7 protein-coding genes and 1 pseudogene are annotated in these 17623 nt (G+C 57.9%); 2 read left to right on the top strand and 6 right to left on the bottom strand.

Annotated elements, in window-relative coordinates; genetic code table 11:
- Window positions 1–450: 450 nt before the first annotated feature.
- From AAE514_RS16870 to AAE514_RS16860, 3 genes are read right to left on the bottom strand one after another with little or no spacing between them, the layout of a single operon-like run.
- Window positions 451–777, bottom strand: coding sequence for a hypothetical protein (locus AAE514_RS16870; protein WP_347332730.1), 327 nt, complete (start codon window positions 775–777; stop codon window positions 451–453).
- Window positions 774–9800, bottom strand: coding sequence for a two-partner secretion domain-containing protein (locus tag AAE514_RS16865; protein WP_347332729.1), 9027 nt, complete (start codon window positions 9798–9800; stop codon window positions 774–776). The genes AAE514_RS16870 and AAE514_RS16865 overlap by 4 nt, the downstream gene beginning before the upstream one ends.
- Window positions 9801–9813: 13 nt before the next feature.
- A complete protein-coding gene (locus AAE514_RS16860; protein WP_347332728.1) occupies window positions 9814–11517 on the bottom strand; it encodes a ShlB/FhaC/HecB family hemolysin secretion/activation protein in 1704 nt (567 codons plus the stop codon).
- Between the two features lie 399 nt (window positions 11518–11916).
- Here AAE514_RS16860 and AAE514_RS16855 point away from each other — a divergent pair, with 399 nt between their 5' ends.
- A complete protein-coding gene (locus AAE514_RS16855) occupies window positions 11917–12279 on the top strand; it encodes a hypothetical protein (protein WP_347332727.1) in 363 nt (120 codons plus the stop codon).
- Window positions 12280–12300: 21 nt separating this feature from the next.
- On the opposite strand, the pseudogene AAE514_RS16850 reads toward AAE514_RS16855, so the two are convergent.
- Window positions 12301–12495: pseudogene (locus AAE514_RS16850) on the bottom strand (M48 metallopeptidase family protein); the annotation flags it as partial.
- A 681-nt stretch (window positions 12496–13176) separates the two neighbouring features.
- Here AAE514_RS16850 and AAE514_RS18625 point away from each other — a divergent pair.
- Window positions 13177–13572 (top strand): type II toxin-antitoxin system YafO family toxin, encoded by a 396-nt coding sequence (locus AAE514_RS18625; RefSeq protein ID WP_430623914.1) that lies wholly within the window; start codon window positions 13177–13179, stop codon window positions 13570–13572.
- 43 nt (window positions 13573–13615) lie between these two features.
- On the opposite strand, the gene AAE514_RS16845 is transcribed toward AAE514_RS18625, so the two are convergent.
- Together AAE514_RS16845 and AAE514_RS16840 are read right to left on the bottom strand one after the other, a co-directional pair.
- Complete coding sequence (locus AAE514_RS16845) at window positions 13616–14311, bottom strand: M48 family metallopeptidase (protein WP_347332726.1); 696 nt, start codon at window positions 14309–14311, stop codon at window positions 13616–13618.
- The gene (locus AAE514_RS16840) at window positions 14308–17613 is read right to left on the bottom strand and encodes a type I restriction endonuclease subunit R (RefSeq protein ID WP_347332725.1); all 3306 of its coding nucleotides are present in this window, start codon (window positions 17611–17613) and stop codon (window positions 14308–14310) included. Before AAE514_RS16840 ends, AAE514_RS16845 begins: the two co-directional genes overlap by 4 nt.
- Window positions 17614–17623: the final 10 nt, after the last annotated feature.

Here is a 17623-nt window from a genome sequence, read left to right as displayed (position 1 = left end):
CACCGACTTTATGCCTAGCCATTATTCCTCTCCCGAAAATGCCATTAAAATATACCCAAAATAAAAACAATTGTGATCATTACTAAACAGCGTCGCTTATCTTCGGCCTCGACGAGCCCAGCCAAGCAGCTCTCAACCGTTCCAGCTTTCGTTAGACAAGACCCATGAGAAGTGCATTCTCTTTCGTCTGACACAGCTTTCCGAGCACCCTCCTTGAAACTGGCGAAAAAATGAGTCGCCTTGTCTGACACAGATTTTTGAACACCCTCCTCACAACCAGCGATTTTAACAACGGGCGTATTATCGCAAATTTTTGGAATTAATCAGAGCGTCCATAAGATTCAAATATCTTTCCCATGTAAATTAACCCCAATCAAATGCGTGATATTACGCTGCACCACCTTCTAGAACAGGATCGTTTTTTAGGAACGCCGCCTCACTCTTTCTTTATTATTGATATTCCGAACCCATAAGCCTAACCTCTAAGTCTTGTGAAACCTTTTCACAAACAGTTGAATTTTCCTTAACTGAAGAAAAAAAATAATTCCCTATATCATCGTGATGAATTAGCGTTATTTCCTCCCCACCCACAAGAAAAATAGCTTTCCTAATAAAAATGGCATCTTTTAAATATTTCACTTCCGCTTCGTAGTATTTTTTTAGAAAATCAACGAGAGAGTCAAAATGGTCCCACCCCCCAACTCCGATGACATGGTACTCCATCTTTCCTTCTTCATTTCGTCTTTTTGATATAACCTTTCTTGGATCTATTTTCATAGTCCTAAACCTTTGTTAACGCTCTTTCTGGATCGCTGAGAGCTTTCAATGATTTCCGCATATATATCATCCATAGATATATTTTTAGCGCCACGCTCTATTAGTTTGGACTCCGTTTCCCTAATAACTTGATCCCAAGTAAGATTCGGGTTTTTCTCGGTGATAAGTTCTGCTGCCTCCCGGTCGCCCATCAGATCTCTAGCTTTCGTCCTTGCTTGATTCCGAAGGTCAAAAGCTTGCCTTGCCTGCTTATCAAGAGAAGCATTTGGATCTATCCTTCCTGGGATACGCGACTCCTGCTCCAAATACCATTTCCTAGCCTCAACATTCGACAACGTATGATTAGGGGGGTCTTGATTTAAATAACCAAAATCACCATCCGCCTGAGATACGGCGTTATCCCACTCTGGTTTTTCGGACGCTTCGTTGGGTTTATCGTTACCACCTTTGTTTTTCGAAACCGCCGCCTTACCCGGAATCCCAATCCCCAACACTGTCGTCAACACAAACCGAGATCCATCCTTGATCTTTCCTTCGCGCCCCTCGGGGCCGATATAATCTACATTATCACGGAATTGGTCGACCGTCTCGTCGTCGCTCGTTACATGCGAACCAGCCACGTCAGTGACGGCATCCATCGCCTGAGCGATGTGCTCACCAACCGTTTGGTTGAGTGCTTCGTTAATCGGAATGGTCACAGCAGCTTTAACCGGACCACCCATGGCGCCCGAAATCGCGATTTCCGTGAACCGAGCGGCGGTTGGATTTTCCAACAACAGCTTATCCATGTATTGCTGGGCACTACCGAGGACCTGAACAGCTGCTTCCGTTTGGGTTTGCGGTCGGCCTTCGGTAATGGTGGCAGTCCAGACACCGTTCTCGAATTGAGCATTGTCGCTCGCTTTCTCGGCCACCGCGCCACTATCTACTGAGCCGCTTTCCATTGCGCCGCGAACCGCTTGTAGCTCGGTAATCACCGCGATGGTTTCCGGATGTTCTTTTAAGAACTGGTTGGACTGCGCTTCACTCAAGCCCGCTCGCATCAAGGCGTTGATTGCCTGTTCACCCGATTGAGCCAGCTGGCCTTCAAGGCTCTGATCCAGATTATGGCCCAACGAGTCAACAACTCGTTGGGTGCGAACAATGACTTCCGATCCATTATTGACAATGTCCTTATAGCTGTCCGGATCGGCCACACTCCCGATATTGCTCGCCCACTTGTAAGCCGTATTGTCCTCGCCCTTTTCTGCCAGTCCTTTCACAGCCTCAACCGAGTTGGTGCTGACATACACATCCGTGGTGTCGTCTTTGTCTTTGAGGACTTCCTGGGCCTTGTCGGTATCGCGGTTGAGGTCGCTTAGGTCCTGGTTGGGGTTGTCTCTTACGGTGATAGCGCCGTCGCCGAGGGTGGCGCGGGTGATTTGCTCGCGGTCCTTATCCCGGTCGGTGTAGGCCACGTTGGCGCTGCCGCCGGGGGCGCTTTCGGGGGCGCCGGTGTTGGCGTTGGCGCCGGCGCTGCCGCCGGTGCTCACACCTACCTGGGCGAAGGTGCCGGATTCTTTGTCGTGGTCCTCAAGGTGTGTGTAGCCCAGGGTGCCGGTGCTGAAGGTGAGGTTGCCGCCGTCAGTGCCGTCTTCCTGGAGGTTGGCGATGAGCGCGCCGTCGAGCTGGGTGTGGTCTTCCACGTGGACGGTGACGCTTTCGGTGCCGATCAGGCTAGTCTGGTTGTTGACCCAGGCGGTGGAGCCGTCGGTCTCGCCCTGGCCGACGCTGGCGCCGCCGCTGACACCGGCGCCGACGGTAACGCTGCCGGAGTATTCTTCCCGGCGGCCGTCCACGTTGCCGGTGTCTTGCACGGAGGCGACGGTGAGGTCGCCGTCGACGTCCACGTTCAGGTGGCGGCCCTTGGCGTTGACGCCGCTGAGGTTGGCGTCGTTACCGCTGGTGAGGGAGACGGTGTTGCCAGCGGTCAACTGGCTGTTCTGGTGGGTGAGGCTGTCGCGCTCCAGGCGGCTGTTGCCGCCGGCGCCCCGGGCGGTGGCGCCCAAGCCGTCTTGCCCGAAGTTGACCCCGGCGCTGGCGCTTTCGTGGTCGGAGTGGCTTTGGGTGTGTTCGGTGCCGGTGCCCGCGAGGATGTCGAGGTCGTTTCCGGCGTTTACGTCGATGTTTTCTTCGGCGGTGAAGTCGCTGCCCCGGACCCGAACGTTGTTGTCCGCTTCCACGAGAATGGAACCGCCGGCGTTGAGCTGGTTGCGCAGCTGCCCGGTGGTTTGGGTAACCTGTTGGCTGTCGGCCTTGGCGTAGCCGGCGGTGAGGCTGGCGTTGGTGGTGCTGGCCTGAAGGGTGGTGCCGGTTTGTTTGAAGTCCGTGCTTTGCTGGTGACGGCTGTCGGTATCGGCCGGGAGCATGAACACATCCTTGCCGGTAACGGTGATATCCCCGCCCGCGTCCATCTCGGTGCCGGTAATCTGGGCGCGATTGCCGGCATCCACCGTGATGTTGCCGCCGGCGGTGATGTGGCTGGCGCGGGCCCCTTGGGCCTGTTGCTCGGTGGCGCTCGTGGTGGTGGTTTTGCCCAGGTGGGCGCTGGCGCTGGGCTGGACGTTGTTCAGCGCGTCGGCAGTGCGCAGCACGCTGCTCGCCTTACTGACGGTGTTGTCGCCCTGGCCCAGGTTTTCCAGGGCGTCCTTGGCCTGGCCAACGTTGTGGTTGAGGGTCAGGCCCAGGCCGTCCCGGGTGGTGCGTTGGTTCTGTTCGGTGGTGGTCTCGGTACGCCCAGGGCTGATGAGTACGTCGTTGTCCGCCGTTAGGCTGGCGTCATTGCCGGCGGCCACGGTGGCGCCCACCACGACCAGGTTGTTGGCCGCGTGGGCGACGACGTTGTTGCCCGCCGCCAGGGTGCTGCCCTGCCCGCGGGTGTGCGTTTGACCGGTACTGGTGCGCTCGCGCTGGTTGCCCACAAAGGCGTTGACGCTGTTCTCGTCCGCCTCGAGGCTGGCGGTGGGGGAGCGTTTTTGGGTGGTCTGATGGCGGTGTTGCGACTCCAGGCCCTCGTCCAGCGTCAGGTTGCCGCCCTCATCCAGCACGCCAGCCTGCACGTTCAAGTTGTTTCCGGCGGTCACTTGGCTGCCAGTGATGTCGGTGTCCCGGCCGGAGGCAATAACGGCATCGTTGGCGGCGGTCAGCTCGCTGCCGGCGTAGCGGGTGTTTTCTTCCACGTTCCAGTCCCGGCGGCTTTTCAGGCCGCTCCAGTCCTGTTTGCGGGTTTGGGTGGCGGTGCGGTTGACCTCGGTTTCGCCCTCTATGCGAATGTCTTGCCGGGCGCCCACGAGCAGCTCGCCCCCGGCCACCAACTGGCCGCCTTGAATGTAAACATCCCGGCTTTTGTGCAGGGCGATGTTGCCCTCTTCGTCACGGGCGCTGTTTACGGTGATGTTTCCGCCAGCCTGTACCTGGGTGCCCATGACTTCGGTTTGGGTGATGTTTTCCGAGTGGCTTTTGCGCCGACCTAAGCTGCCTTTGGAGAAGGATTCCGACTCCTGGGTGTAGGTGTTGGTGACCGACAACAGGCGCGTGTCTCGCTTGGCTTGCAGGTCGACGTTTTCCTCCGCGCTCAGGCGGGCGCCATGGGAGGTGAGATCCCGCCCGGCGACCAGGCTTAGGTCGCCCCCGGCGCTGACTTCTGTGACTTCGTGGCCGTCTTTGGCCGAGAGGGTATAGCCGTCGCGATTAAACTCCATGTGCGTGTGGCGCGTTTCCAGCGCTTCAAGCTTGATGTCATTCCCGGCCTTCAGGCTGGCATCGTCACCGGCCTTCACCTCGCCGGCGGTGACTTGGATGTCTTGCCCGGCGTTGAGCGTCAGGTCGTTGCCCGCGCTCAGCTCACTGCGCCCGGCCAGGACGGTCATGTCCCCCGCCACGTAGTCGACGTTACGAGTGGTGGACTGGCTGACGATATCCCCCTCTTCGGCCACCAGGGTGAGGTCATTCCCCGCACGAATGCGCCCGCCTTCCCCGTCGGTTTGTACCACTGAAACGATATGAGTTTTGGCGGTAGCCACCAGGTCGCCGCGTGCTTCAATATCGGCTCGGTTTTCGATGCGCCCCTGGAGGGCTTGGATGGACAAGTCACCGGCACTGACCCGACCGCTCAAGGTGCTGATATCGCCGGTTCGGGCCAGCAGGTTCATATTGCCCTGGCGACTTTCAAGGATGGCTTCGCGGTGGTCGCTGACTTGTTCGCTGGTGATGGCGCCGGCGTCGATGACGAGGTCCGAGCCACCGCTCACCCGGCCGGCGTTGTTGAAGCCGCCGGCGGTGCGAAGGTTCACGTAGCCGTCGGCATTGAGGGTGCCGTCATTGCTGATGCCGCCGTCGGCGTTGAGGTCGACGTGCCCGCCGGCAAGCACCGGGCCCTGTGGGTTGAAGTCGATCCCGTTGGCGGTGGTGGCGTAGTAGACGGGAGTCAGTACGGTTTCACCGTTAACGACTTGCTCCTCCAGCCAGACGATGTCCTGGGTCAGCCGAGAGGCTTGCTCGGCGGTGAGCGCCACGCCGGGGCTGAGGTTCAAGTCCCGGCTGGCGGCGACAGCGTTGTCCATCAGGTACTGAAACTGGTCCCGGTCGTTTTCGAGTGCAACGCCGCTGGTGTCCGTCAGGTAGCGGCGCCCGCGGGTGTTCCAAATGGATTCGCGGAGCAGTTCGGTTTCGTAAAAGCCGTCACCCAGGCGCTTGGCGAGCGCGGAGGGGTCGACGTTCAGGCGCTCCAGTAGGTAGTCGGAGGAGAGGAAGTCCAGGTACCCGGTAAGCTGGGGGTTGGTTTCCACCAGGTAGTTGGCTTGCGGGTCCGGCTTGACCACAAATAAGCCGCCGTCTTTGGGGAGGGTTAGGTTCTCGGCGGGTTTGTAGATGTCCGCCAGTTCCACATCGTTTTCACTGGCGACGGGCGCCGGTGGCGGTTTCGGGGGGCCGCCGGACTCCTGTTCACCGGCGCCGGTGTTGCCGGCGGTCAGCGGCTCGCTTTGTTGTTCCTCAACCGATGAAACGGTGACGCCTTCAACGGTGTCGGCACTGACGGACACACTATGGTCTTTGAGATCACCCGGGGTGTGCTGGCCTTCCCGCACGGTGGTGTTGTTGACCCGGTCGGTAAAGTCGCCCTGGATGAGGCCGCCCGCGAGGATCTTGGAATCATAAGTTGAGTGAAGCCGCGTGGTGGGCGTGATCGTAATCGCCTCTTCGTTACCGCCTTCTCCTCGCGGGAACGTCTGTTGGTACCCTTCCTCGATCACTTCAAAGGCGACATTGCTTAAATTAACCCCGTTCATCACAATGTTTTCGCCCGCCGTTAAGGTGCTGACTTTGTTGGTGATGTAGCCTGCGGAAATGTTCAGGTTCTCCCCGGCATTGATTTCCGCCTCACCTGAAAATTCAACACTCTCCACCGGCGTCCAGAACTGCTGGGTGATCATTTGGTTCGACCCCGTGCCGGAAGGGATGCCGAACTCTTTTTCTTCCTCCCCGCGAACGACATTAATCGTCTCCTGATCATTAATGAGCTGGCTTGCGCTAATAAAGATACTGCCGTTTCGGCTGTCTATACGGGCAGACAGGTTGCGCGTTCCGCTGGCTCTGAGGTCCACATCATCGAGCGCGTAGATGGATGCCTCTTTATGGTTATCAATGGTGGCCGCGAACCTTTCATCGCCCCGGTTGCCGCCCAGGAACAAGGTGCCGGCGGAGAACAGCAGGTTGTAGTTGTCGATGGTCTCAAACGTGCCCGCCAAGGCGTTGCCGGCAATAACCTTATCGCGGTTTAGAAAAGCGTTGCCCTCCAGGCTGACGTTGCCCATGGAGCCCAGGGTGCCGTCGTTGGTTACATTCCCGTAGTGAATCACCAGCGCTTGCCCGCCGCTCATTTGCGCCGAGGGGCCATTGGAGAAGCGCTTTTGTCCCGCTTCCTGTCGGACAGACAGGACCTCCTTGGCAGAGAGGGACCCCCGGTTGCTAAAGTTGCCGCCAAGGTTCAAGTACAGGCTTCCCGGGGCGCTGATGGCGCGGCCGGCGCCTACGTGGATGTCCCCCGGGGTGTTAATGGTCAAGCGGTTGTCGGCGAGAAGTTCCCCATCACCAAAACTGAACTCGTCCATGCTCAGGGTCATGTCCGTGAGGGAGTGAAGGGTGCCTTCGGCGTTTTCCAGCGCGGCCAGGTTTAAGGTGGCGTGGCCCAGGCTTTGAACCAGGCCCCGGTCATTCAGCAGCCGAAGGTTGTCCATGCTCAAGCTGTCGGGGCCCGAGGCGACGATTTGGCCGTGTTCATTCTGAACGCGGGCCGTCGGGTCAGCGCCGGCAAACGTCAAGTGGCTGGCGGTGATAAGGGAGGGCCTCAGGGCTTCGTCCAGTTGGGCGCCCTGGTTGGTCACTTGTTCAAACCCGGAGATCAGCAGCTGCCCATTGGAGGCGATTTGTGCGCCCTGTCGGTTGCCTTCGCCATCCACCCTTCCGTTGTTGGTTTGGTTATCAAGCCGTTGGGCGGAGAGGGTGAACGCCCCCGTGCCGCTGTGGAGTATTTCCCCGTCGGTGTTGGTCAGGTCGGTTCCCACCTGCAAGGTGACCTCGTTGGCGCCGCCGTTGAAGTAGAGGCTGCCGGAGGTGTTATTCAGGGAAGTTCGGGCAGTAATGTCACTGGCGCCTTGGCCGAAGTTGTTGATGGCCCCGCGTTGGTTGTCGATATCCCCGGCGGAGACGACCAGCGCTGTGTTGCCGCTCAGCCTTCCGTTTTGGTTGTTCAGTGTTCCGGGTGTCTCGAGGTTCAGCGTTCCGGCGCTACCGAGCGTGCCGTTTTGGTTGTTGATGCTGGCGCTGGCCGTGAGGCTAAATGTCTGCTCTCCCGCATGGCTGATGACCCCACCGGCTTCGGAGTCCACACGGGCGTTGACCAAGTTCCCCAGCGCCAATGAAAGCTGTTGGCCGTTGCTCAACAGTAGGCCGTCGGTGTTATCCAACTGTCCATCCACCGTGACCGAGGCATCGCCGGCGCCGACGCTGAACAGGGAACCGGCGTGGTTGTTCAACTCGCCGGCCTTCACGGTCGCTGCACCGGCGGCGTCAATCAGCCCGCCCCCGGCGTTGTTAAGGAGCCCTTGAACGTCGAGATTGATATCGGCAGCGGACTGGAGGGTGCCCTCGTGATGGTTATTCAATTGATTGGCGGAGAGGGTGAGCCCGTTTGCCGCGCCGATATAGCCGGACTCGTTTTCAATGCGGGCGGCGGACAGGTCGATTGAGCCCGCGCTGCCGAGGTACCCTTTTTGGTTTAAAAAGCGCTCGGCAATGTTCAGCTCGAACAGCCCTTCGCCGGAGTGGAGGATTTGCCCTTCCCGGTTATCCAGTTCATTCAGGTTCAGTACCAGGCTGTGGTCGGCAAAGGTGGTGCTGGCCCCTTGATTGTCGAGATTTCCGGAGACGTCCAAGCTTTGCCCGCCGTCGCCGCCAATGGTGCCACCGCTGTTACTAAGGCTGCCTTCAACGTTTAGTGTTAAGTCCCCGTCGGACTCGATTCGCCCGCCGGTGTTGTTCAGGCGACCGGTGACTGTCACTTGGGTGTCGGCTTGGGAGTCGATCAACCCCGCGGTGTTGTTGAGGTTTACTGTGGTGAGGTTAAGCGGCGCATTGATGCTGGCGAGCACGCCTCCGGTATTGTCCACTCCCTGGCTGAGCGACAGGTTCAGGTCGTTGCTGGCAAGCAGGGTGGCACCGTTCAGGTTGTTGAGCCGCTCCCCCTGAACTTGCAGGGCGCCTTCACTCTGAATGAGGGCTTTCTCGCCTTCGCTGTTCAGCTGCGCACCGAACAGTTTCACGGTGTCCGAGGAGAGTAACCGGCTGGTATTGTTTAAGGCGTCTGTTACGGATACCAGCAGGAGCCCATCCTTGTTAGATTCGCCCGCCTCGTCGTAACCCGCCGCGATGGCGCTCTTGTTGGTGAGCGTAGCGGCTCTCAAGTCCACTTCGGAATGGCCCAGCACTTGGTCCCCCCGTAATTCGAGGGTGCTGCCGGTCTGTATGTCGATGCGCTCTGCTTGAAGGTTGCCTTTTACCACTACCTCATCGGGCGTGGAGATTCTGAGGCGGTTGCCGCTGGCCAGGCGGTTCACTTCCACACGGCCGGCCTGGTCAATGATCAGGTGGCCGGCATCGGTGGCCATGTCGGCGGCCAGGCGCACACCCACGCCCCGCTCGGTGCCCCGCAGCGTAATGGCGTTGGCGTACATTCCGCCAAGCGCGGAGGAGTCCAACGCGAAGGCGGGTTTACCCTCCGAAGCGGCGAGCGCCGTGAGGGTGTCGTCTTGGTAGTGGTAACGGTTGGCGCCGGTGAAGAGTCTCAGCCGGTCCGCGTGAATTTGGGCGTTGACCGTCATCGACCGGGTGAGGATGTCGACTTGGTCCACGTTCGAAGCATTCAAGCCGTCGCCCACAATGGCGACGTCGCCGCCCCGGATGGCCAGACTTTGCAGCGCGCCGTTCTTCATTTCGGGCCGGCCCGTGGCCAGGGTCACCCTGGGCGTGTTGATAAAGCCACAGCCGTCGCAAGTAATGCCCCATTGGTTGGCGAGAACATACTCGGCCTGTTTACCGGCAATTTCGGTGAAGCCGTTGAGGGTACTTCTGTTATTGCCGGTAACTTCATTGAGAATAATGGATGCCTGGCCGTCCGCCAGGTTGGCATTGCCGGCGATATAGCCGCCCAGTTCGGTCGCGACACTTTCTTGGCTGTTGTTAAGAATGAGGCCTTTTTCGTCGACATTGAACTCACTGAACTTGTTGTGCGAGACCCCCGCCTCGGACGCGGCGGAGATGTTGACGATATCCACACCGTTTCTAGCTTTGTCGAGATCGGCCTGATGCTGGGAGTCGGCCCCGCCATCGATCACAATTTGAGCGGTTGCCGCCAAGGGCTGCCCCACCAGAGACAAAGAAATCGCCCAGGCGATGAGTTGATTCGGGGTCACGTTCAGTTTCCTCATGGCTTCACTTCCATTACCAGTTGGCCGTCATGGCCAAAGAGAATCCAATATCTTTGTTATCGTCTTTTGAGATCGAGCCTGGCGCGCTGATGGCTTCGCTATAAAAAAGCTCCAGGTTCAAATATCGCCCACCCGCTCTCAACCCAACGGAGGCACCGGCCAGGCTGTCCTCACCCGAGACCACGCCCGCATCCAGCGCCACATAGGGCGAAAGCCAGTACTCGGGATAGTGAGGAGACGGGAAGTACGTTTGACTGACTTCATTACGCCAGTAAGCTCCCTCTGTTCCGTCAATGCTGTCCTCCTTAAAGCCCCTAACGGTGTAGCGGCTTCCAAGCGTCAAGGCTTCGGCGCTATACAACGCATCACTTGAGTGCTGTACGCTAAGCCGGCTGGTCCAGCGGGCACGGTTGCCGAGCCACGGCACGGGGGAAAAGTACGAGAGGTCGAGCGATAGTTTGTTGAAGTCTTCATCAAATAAGTGTGTGGACTGCTCTGGCAGATCATTTTCCAGCCCTCGGGTGTAACGCCCCGCCAGTAGCGCGGTCGCCCCGCCCTCAAAGTAACGCTCATAGTTTAAGGAAAGCTCCATGGCTGAATACGAGAAGCTGCTGGTATCCAGTCGGGTGTCCTCAATGAAATTGTTGTTTTCCTGTTGTTTTACCAACAGTTCGCCGGACAGCTTGCTGACTTGGTCGCGATAGAGGTTCCTCTGCGCACTCAGCCGCTGGCTGCGGCTGTCCCCGCTGGAGCTGAATGTCTGCGTCGCACCGTCGATTATGGTCAGGTACTCAAAGCGATTGGCGCTGACGGAGAATAGCCAGTACCCGAAAGGCATGGCCGAATAAAAGCCAAGGCTCTCGCTCAGCTTTTCCTGGCTGTTCCCTTGCGTATTTCTCTGATAATTAAAATTAAAGAACTCATTCACGCCCAGAAGGTTACTCATACTCAGGCTAATCAGGCCCTGTCTGCGCCCGGTAGACTCCTGCCCCGTGTTGTTGAGCCCAAACTCGGCACCAACTTGCTCCTCCTCCCGGACGCTTACCATGACCACGGTGGCCCCCACTTTCTTCCCGGGCACAAATTCGACAGTCGCGCTTACGCCGGCCAGACGATTGATTTGATCAAGGCCTTGCTCGATATCTCTGAGGTTGAGCACTCGCCCCTCTAGGCCGGGAAATGCGGCCGACGCCATTCTGGCGGGGCCGCCTTCAATCCGGACCGCTTCAACACGCCCTTCAACAACAGTGATTTGAAAGATACCGTCGGATAAATCCTGGGATGGTAAATAAGCCCGGCTGGTGACAAAGCCCTGCTCGAGATAGTCACGGGTAATCCGCTTCAGCAATTGATTGATGGCGTGCCGGGTAATGCACTCGGTTTGGTAAGGCGCCAACCACTGGTTGACGGTGTCCGAATCGAACTGGGTAACACCGTCCACTGATAGACGGTTAATGGGTAAGCACTCCTCCTTGGCCTCTGGCGAGACGGCAGAGGGCTCCAATTCGGGAAGCTCTACAGGAATTGTCGTGTGTTCTCGCTGCTCCGCCCGGCGCTGCTGCCGAAGCGCTTCCTGGCGCTGCTGCTCAAGCTCCTGCAACCGAGAGGGGGCTGCCGCCTCCTGAGCCAGCACCGGGGTAGCGAACAATACCCCAACAACCAGCAAGCTTTTCAGGTAGAGGCTGACGTAGCTCGCTTTCCTAATAACGTTTCCCATCACTTAATGCTCCGCCCCTGTGGTTATCTGCTTCTTCCTATGACTTTCCTCACTGCGGCCCTCAACACGGCAGTCCCTCCACCGGAAGGCTGATTGTCGCAATATTCGTCAAATTCTACGGGTATTGAAGAGCGGATGAGAAATAACAAACAGATATAACGCCGGTTTTGTGACACACGTCACGCGCAGTAATTGACTGCCTTCACAACAATAATGCTCCTCACCTCTTTTTAACCACTCTTATGGGTAAGGAGATACCATGAGAGCAACTATTCACCTACTACGGCCTAGCCACACCCATGCCATGCTCAGCTAGCCACTGTTTGGGCTTATCAAAAGCCGGCATGGCAGGCTTCAGGCTAAGCGCTAACGCTTCCACCACAGTCAGGAGTTGTTGACATGAAGTCTTGTTGGTTTTTAATCTCGCTGCTTATTCTCGCAGCCTGCTCTAGCGCCTCTCCCCCACAAAGCGCTTTCCAGGAGGAGGCTCGCGCATTTTGCCGGGTCCATTCCATTGACTACTGGAAGAACACCAACCAGTTGGATGAGCTAAACGCACTTGGCCCCACGGAGAAGCAGATTCGCCTGACTGAGGAAATTCGCTCAACCATTACCAGCGAAGAAATGAAGCGGGTCATTTACGAAGACGCTCAGGCGCTCAACGCGGAAGAGTTCTATCCTTACCTTCAGCACGAACTGCCCAAATTGACCGGTGAGCCCTTTGAGTGCCCAGCGATTGAGGCGTTCTACATAGCACCGTAATTCAATCCTACTGAGAGGGCGCTACAAACCCTCCACATCCATCCCGTGCTCTGCCAACCACTGTTTGTGCTCTTCAGCATCCGGCATGGCACGCTCCAGGCGCGCGGAGTGATTGGTTTCATGGAGATGTACCAGCTCGTGGACCACCACGTATTCGGCGATGCGCGCCGGCAGTAGGATGGTTTTCCAGTGGAAGTAGAGCATCTGGCCCTTGTCGCAGGAGCCCCATCAGTAGCCCAGGTCCTGCACCCTGAGGCCGGTGGGTTTGACTTCCAGGCGGGTGGCAAAGTCCTGTACGCGCTGCTAGAGCCAGGCTTTTCGCGCTGGCTGTACCAGCGGATAAAATGTTGGCGGGCTTCGGGCAGGGCGCACTCACTCAGAAGGATTGGACCCCCTTGAACCGCTTTCACAGTGTTTTACCGTTTACAACTATTCCTTAAATATCAGAAACTTACATTATATAAGAATTCACTAAACTACACTGAAAACCACAACGTTTGGGCCAATTTAGGGGCATCAGGCATTACCGTAAGAACCCGGCCACCACTAACAGCCACCCTTACTGAGTAATTATTGACCACTCTGTTAATAAGCTATAGCATAGTAACGAAACGCCCTGAAAGTGTGACTATAGCGACATTTCTAAGACCACGTTCGGGCAAAGTCAAGCACAGTTATTCAATAGAGCTATATAGAGATGTCACAAGCTATTGTTGACAAAACCCTGGAAACTCGCGTCCGACGCCGGTTTCGTGGTTATCGCCTGCACTCTCGCCCCAAGGGGGAGGGTCAATGGAGACCTACTGCCCGCGTTTTGGACAACATGGCTCGTCATTGTGAGAAGGAAATGGATAAGCTTATCCGTGAAGGATCAACTGGCGACTGGGCATAGGAACATTGGGTGTAAAAGTATTCCTCCACTCCGCCATTCGATCCCATTCAGAAGCCGAATTCTTAAGAGCCGCCTTCCGTACCTATAAAGAAACCGATGACGGTCAAGGCATCTTTGGACGAGATGGCGACTATGTGCGCCCCAAGCAGTGTAGAGAAGAAGAGCTTCGCCATGTCCACCTTCGACCTCAGGACAGATTCCTCCTTCGAAAATGGCTAAAACGTAAGAACCCATATCACCAAACCAGCGACAAACATTTGGTCTATTGCTCAGGCTTTCACCACCGCGACACCTACTTATTAATCGCTGTGCTAGAGCCAAAGGCCCATGATGACGCCAGAAACATTGACCTAATGGCTAAACTCGCAGAAATAGCTAGCGAATTCAGGCTGGAATATTAGAAGGCTTTTAATGCAAAAGTGGCTCTGAAGGGCTCCTCTCCCCCTACAGCCCCTCCACATCCATCCCATGTTCCGCCAACCACTGTTTGCGCTCTTCATAGTCCGGCATGGCGCGCTCTAAGCGCAGCCAGAATTCGGCGGAGTGGTTGGGTTCGTGCAGGTGGACGAGTTCATGTACCACCACGTATTCGGCGATGCGCGCCGGCAGCAGGATCGTTTTCCAGTGGAAGTAGAGCATCTGGCCCTTGCCGCAGGAGCCCCAGCGGTAGCCTAGGTCCTGTACTTTCAGGCCGGCGGGTTTCACTTCCAGGCGGGCGGCGAAGTCCTGTACACGTTGCCAGAGCCAGGGCTTGCCGCGTTGGCTGTACCAGCGGATAAAGTGTTGGCGGGCTTCGGGCAAGTCGTCCCGGCGCAGGTGAAAGCGGCCGTTGACCAGTTTGAGCGGCTCTGCCTGTTCGTCATCCACCAGGTTCAGACGGTGATGGCGGCCCAGGTATAAAAAGCCCTCGCCCTGCACAAACTGCTTGTGGCGAATGGTTTTCTTCATCAGCGCCTTTTCGGCGAGTTTTTTGTACACCCAGGGCTGTTTACTGCGCACAAAGGCTTCGAGCGTCTCTAGATCGACACCCGGCGGTACGGTCAGGCGCAGGGAGCTGTCCCGCTCCACCGTCAGTTGCAGGGTTTTACGACGCGGGCTTTCGCGCACGGGAATGGTCAAATCATCGACGGTGACGATCATTCCTGCTCCAACTTGTAGCTGTTGGCCTTGGCCAGTTCGCGCAGCTTATCCACCAGCGGCGGCACGTCGTTAAAGTCCAAAAGTTCACTGTCGACAATACGCTCGAACAGTGCCTGCTCCAGCGCCTCCTGCATGGGGCGGCGGTGAGGTTGCCAAAAGCTGGGGGTTTTGACCTCCTGGGTAATGTATTCCACCAGGCTTTCGGTGAGGGTAATCAGGTCCGCCTCCAGCGCCATATCCGGCTGAGCGTCGCCGCATTTGGCAGCGCGCAGCATGCGGTAAAACGGCAGGTAATGCTCCGGCACATCGGGCAGGCCCGCCTCGTGCTGGGTGCTGCCGCTGTTGACCTCGTCGATGATGGATTGCAGCGCGGTAATCAGCTCGTCCCACTGGCCTTCCAAGTTATCCAGAATCTCCTTCAACCGCTCGCTGAGTTTGCCGTAGTACACCGGGTCTTCATCCAGCTTTTGTTGAACGTGGCTGCGAATGGCGTGCTCCATTTCCGAGGCCACGGCCTTTTGCGCTTTCTCCGGGTCGGCGGTGTAAGCGGCGGCCTGCTCGCGCACTTGGTTAATCTGCTGACTGAAGCTGGCGTCGGTCAGGTTCACCGGGGCGATTTTCGGGTCGATGCCCAGGGAGATTACATGGTCGTCGATCAGCTTGCGCACCTTGGCACCCACGTCTTTGCCCAGCACAGGACCGTCGCGGTAGCGGCGTCGGGCGGCGGCGTAGATCATCGCCAGTTGCTTGGCGTCCTGGGTAAAGGGCAAGGCCTCCGGGCGGGGCAGCACCAGGTCCAGGCTCTGCATAAAGGATTTGACCTTGACCCCGAACTCCTGACGCAGGCGTTCGCTGTCCAGGCCCTGCACGCAGGTTTCGATATCGTTCAGGTCTTCAATGCCACGAGCGCGCAGCACGTCCACGGCCCGCAGGTGGCGGTCGCGTAGGGCCGGAATTTCGTCTTTCAGGCTGCGCAGGGCGCCGTCCACGTCTTCATCGCTGTAGGCGGCCAGAGCGGCTTTCAGGTGGTTCGCCACGCCGTAGTAGTCCACCACAATACCCGCAGTTTTGCCAAAGCCGGTGCGGTTGACCCGGGCGATGGTTTGCAACAGCTCGGCCTCGCGAATGGAGCGATCCAGGTACATGACGCCTTCAATGGGCGCATCAAAGCCGGTGAGCAGCATGGATTTCACGATCAAAAACGCCAGTGGGTCGGTGTTGTCTTTGCCGGCTCCTTCTTTCAGCAGCAGCGGTCTTTTAAAGCGCTCGATGGCCAGGTCTTGCGCGGCGCGGTCGGTGTGTTCGGCCCAGTCACTGCCGTCGTTGTTATCGCCGGAGATAATGGTGGCAAACTGCAAGCGGCCAATCAGTTCCCGGTAGCGCCAGGCCTGCACCAGGGCCTGCATTTTTGGGGATTTGCGGCACAGTTGCTCATCGTCCAGAGCTTTGATGTCCGGGCTCAGGTAGGCGGCCTCGCCCAGCAGCTCGTCCCGGGCTTGTTCAAAGGCGCCGTTGTAGCGCACCGCCGCCAGGCGGCTGTAGGCCACCACCTGGGCCTTGAAGCCGTTGGGCAGAATGTAGGTGACGTAGTGGCGCAGCATGTCCCGCGCTTTTTCTTCAATCAGCTTGGGCGCTTCCAGCACATTGCCTTTGGTGGCGTATTTCTTTTTGATGGCCTCCAGCTCTTCCTCGCTTTTGCCGGCAAAAAAGTCTTCGAATAATTCATCCAGGCTGCTGCCGTCTTTCACCGCACCCTGCACCGTGCGGCCTTCGTACAGCACGGGCACCGTCGCCCCGTCGGCTTCCGCCTCGCGGATGGTGTACTTGTCGATAAACTCGCCGAAGATCTCGTGGGTGCGCTTTTTCTCGCCCATAATGATGGGCGTGCCGGTAAAGCCGATGCGTGCGCAGTTGGGCAGACTGGCCAGCAGGTTGGCGTGCAGGTCGCCGGCCTGAGTGCGGTGGGCTTCGTCCACCATCACCAGAATATCTTCGCTGTTGTTCAGTTGTTCAAAGTCGCCGAGCTTGCTGGCCTCGTCCCGGTATTTTTGAATCATGGCGAACACCAGCCCCGGCCCGTCCTGGCGCAGTATGTTTTTCAGGGCCTGGCTGTTTTTGGCCACTTGAACCGCCTCGCCACTCAGGGTGGCGGTGCCGGAGAGCTGCTTTTGCAGGTCGTTGCGGTCGGTGACTACCACCACCTTGAATCGTCGCAGGGCCGGGTCCGTGCGGATACGGCGCAGGGCAAACACCATGGTCAGGCTTTTGCCGGAGCCCTGGGTGTGCCAGACAATGCCGCCGCGGCGGTCGTATTCGCCGTCCTGCTTGCGGGTTTTGCCGGTTTGTAAACGGTGAATGGCTTTGACCACCCCACGATACTGCTGGTAGCGGCACACCAGTTTGATAGTCTGGCCGCCAGTGGTCATAAACAGGGTAAAGTGGCGCACTATGTCCAGCAGGTTGGCTTTATCCAGCATGCCCGCCACGGTGCGCTGTTGGGGCGAGAGGCTTTTAACCCCCAGGGCTTCGGCCAATTCGGCCTCGGTGCGCTGGGGGTTGTCGATGCCCACCACGGTTTTCCAGGGCAGGTAGTGGCCGCTGCCGGCGGCCAGGGTGCCCACCAGGCACTCATCAAAACAAGTGGCCAGCATAAACTGGTTGGTATTAAACAGCGCCGGCGCGCCTTCGTTATCGCTTACCTCGCCCTGGGCAAAGCGCTGGTTGGAATAGCGGCGTAACTGGTCTATGGCCTCGCTCACCGGCGCGGAGCTGGCGGTGGGACTTTTGCACTCAATCACCACCAACGGAATACCGTTGACCAGCAGCACCAAGTCCGGAATCACATGCTGCTTGACGCTGTCGTGCCCCGGCGGGCACTGCACCTTGAACTGATTGATCACGGTGAACTGGTTGTTGGCCGGGTACTCCCAGTCAATGTAATGAATAGTCCGCGAGCGCCCGCCGTCCCAATCCGCCAGCCCGTCCACCACAAAGCCTTCGGTCAATAATTCCGTGGCAATCTGGTTGGCCTCCATCAGCCCCGGCGCGGCAATGCGCGTCAGGGCGGACACGGCACCGCTGATGCGCTCCTCGTCCAGCCATTCCACTTGCTGGCCATTGTCCAGGTTACGGGTATTGATCCGTTTTAGCTGGTCCCGCAGTACCTCGTTTTGCAGCACCTCGGCAAAGCTTTTGCGTCCGGTGGCCGCCGGGTTATCCAGGCTGCCGGGGGTAAAGGTCCAGCCCATGGCCACCAACTGGTCGATTAAGGGCTGTTCGCTGTACTGTAATTCCGGGCCCATAAACAAACTC

The organism is Marinimicrobium locisalis (assembly GCF_039822625.1).
GTDB classification, from domain to species: Bacteria; Pseudomonadota; Gammaproteobacteria; order Pseudomonadales; family Cellvibrionaceae; genus Marinimicrobium; species Marinimicrobium locisalis.
This window is presented reverse-complemented; position numbering and strand designations above follow the sequence as displayed.

Coding starts and splice junctions, on each gene's coding strand:
- AAE514_RS16860 (WP_347332728.1), bottom strand. CDS start 11,517: ATGGGAAACGTTATTAGGAAAGCGAGCTACGTCAGCCTCTACCTGAAA.
- AAE514_RS16845 (WP_347332726.1), bottom strand. CDS start 14,311: ATGATCGTCACCGTCGATGATTTGACCATTCCCGTGCGCGAAAGCCCG.
- AAE514_RS16840 (WP_347332725.1), bottom strand. CDS start 17,613: ATGGGCCCGGAATTACAGTACAGCGAACAGCCCTTAATCGACCAGTTG.
- AAE514_RS16855 (WP_347332727.1), top strand. CDS start 11,917: ATGAAGTCTTGTTGGTTTTTAATCTCGCTGCTTATTCTCGCAGCCTGC.
- AAE514_RS16870 (WP_347332730.1), bottom strand. CDS start 777: ATGAAAATAGATCCAAGAAAGGTTATATCAAAAAGACGAAATGAAGAA.
- AAE514_RS16865 (WP_347332729.1), bottom strand. CDS start 9,800: ATGAGGAAACTGAACGTGACCCCGAATCAACTCATCGCCTGGGCGATT.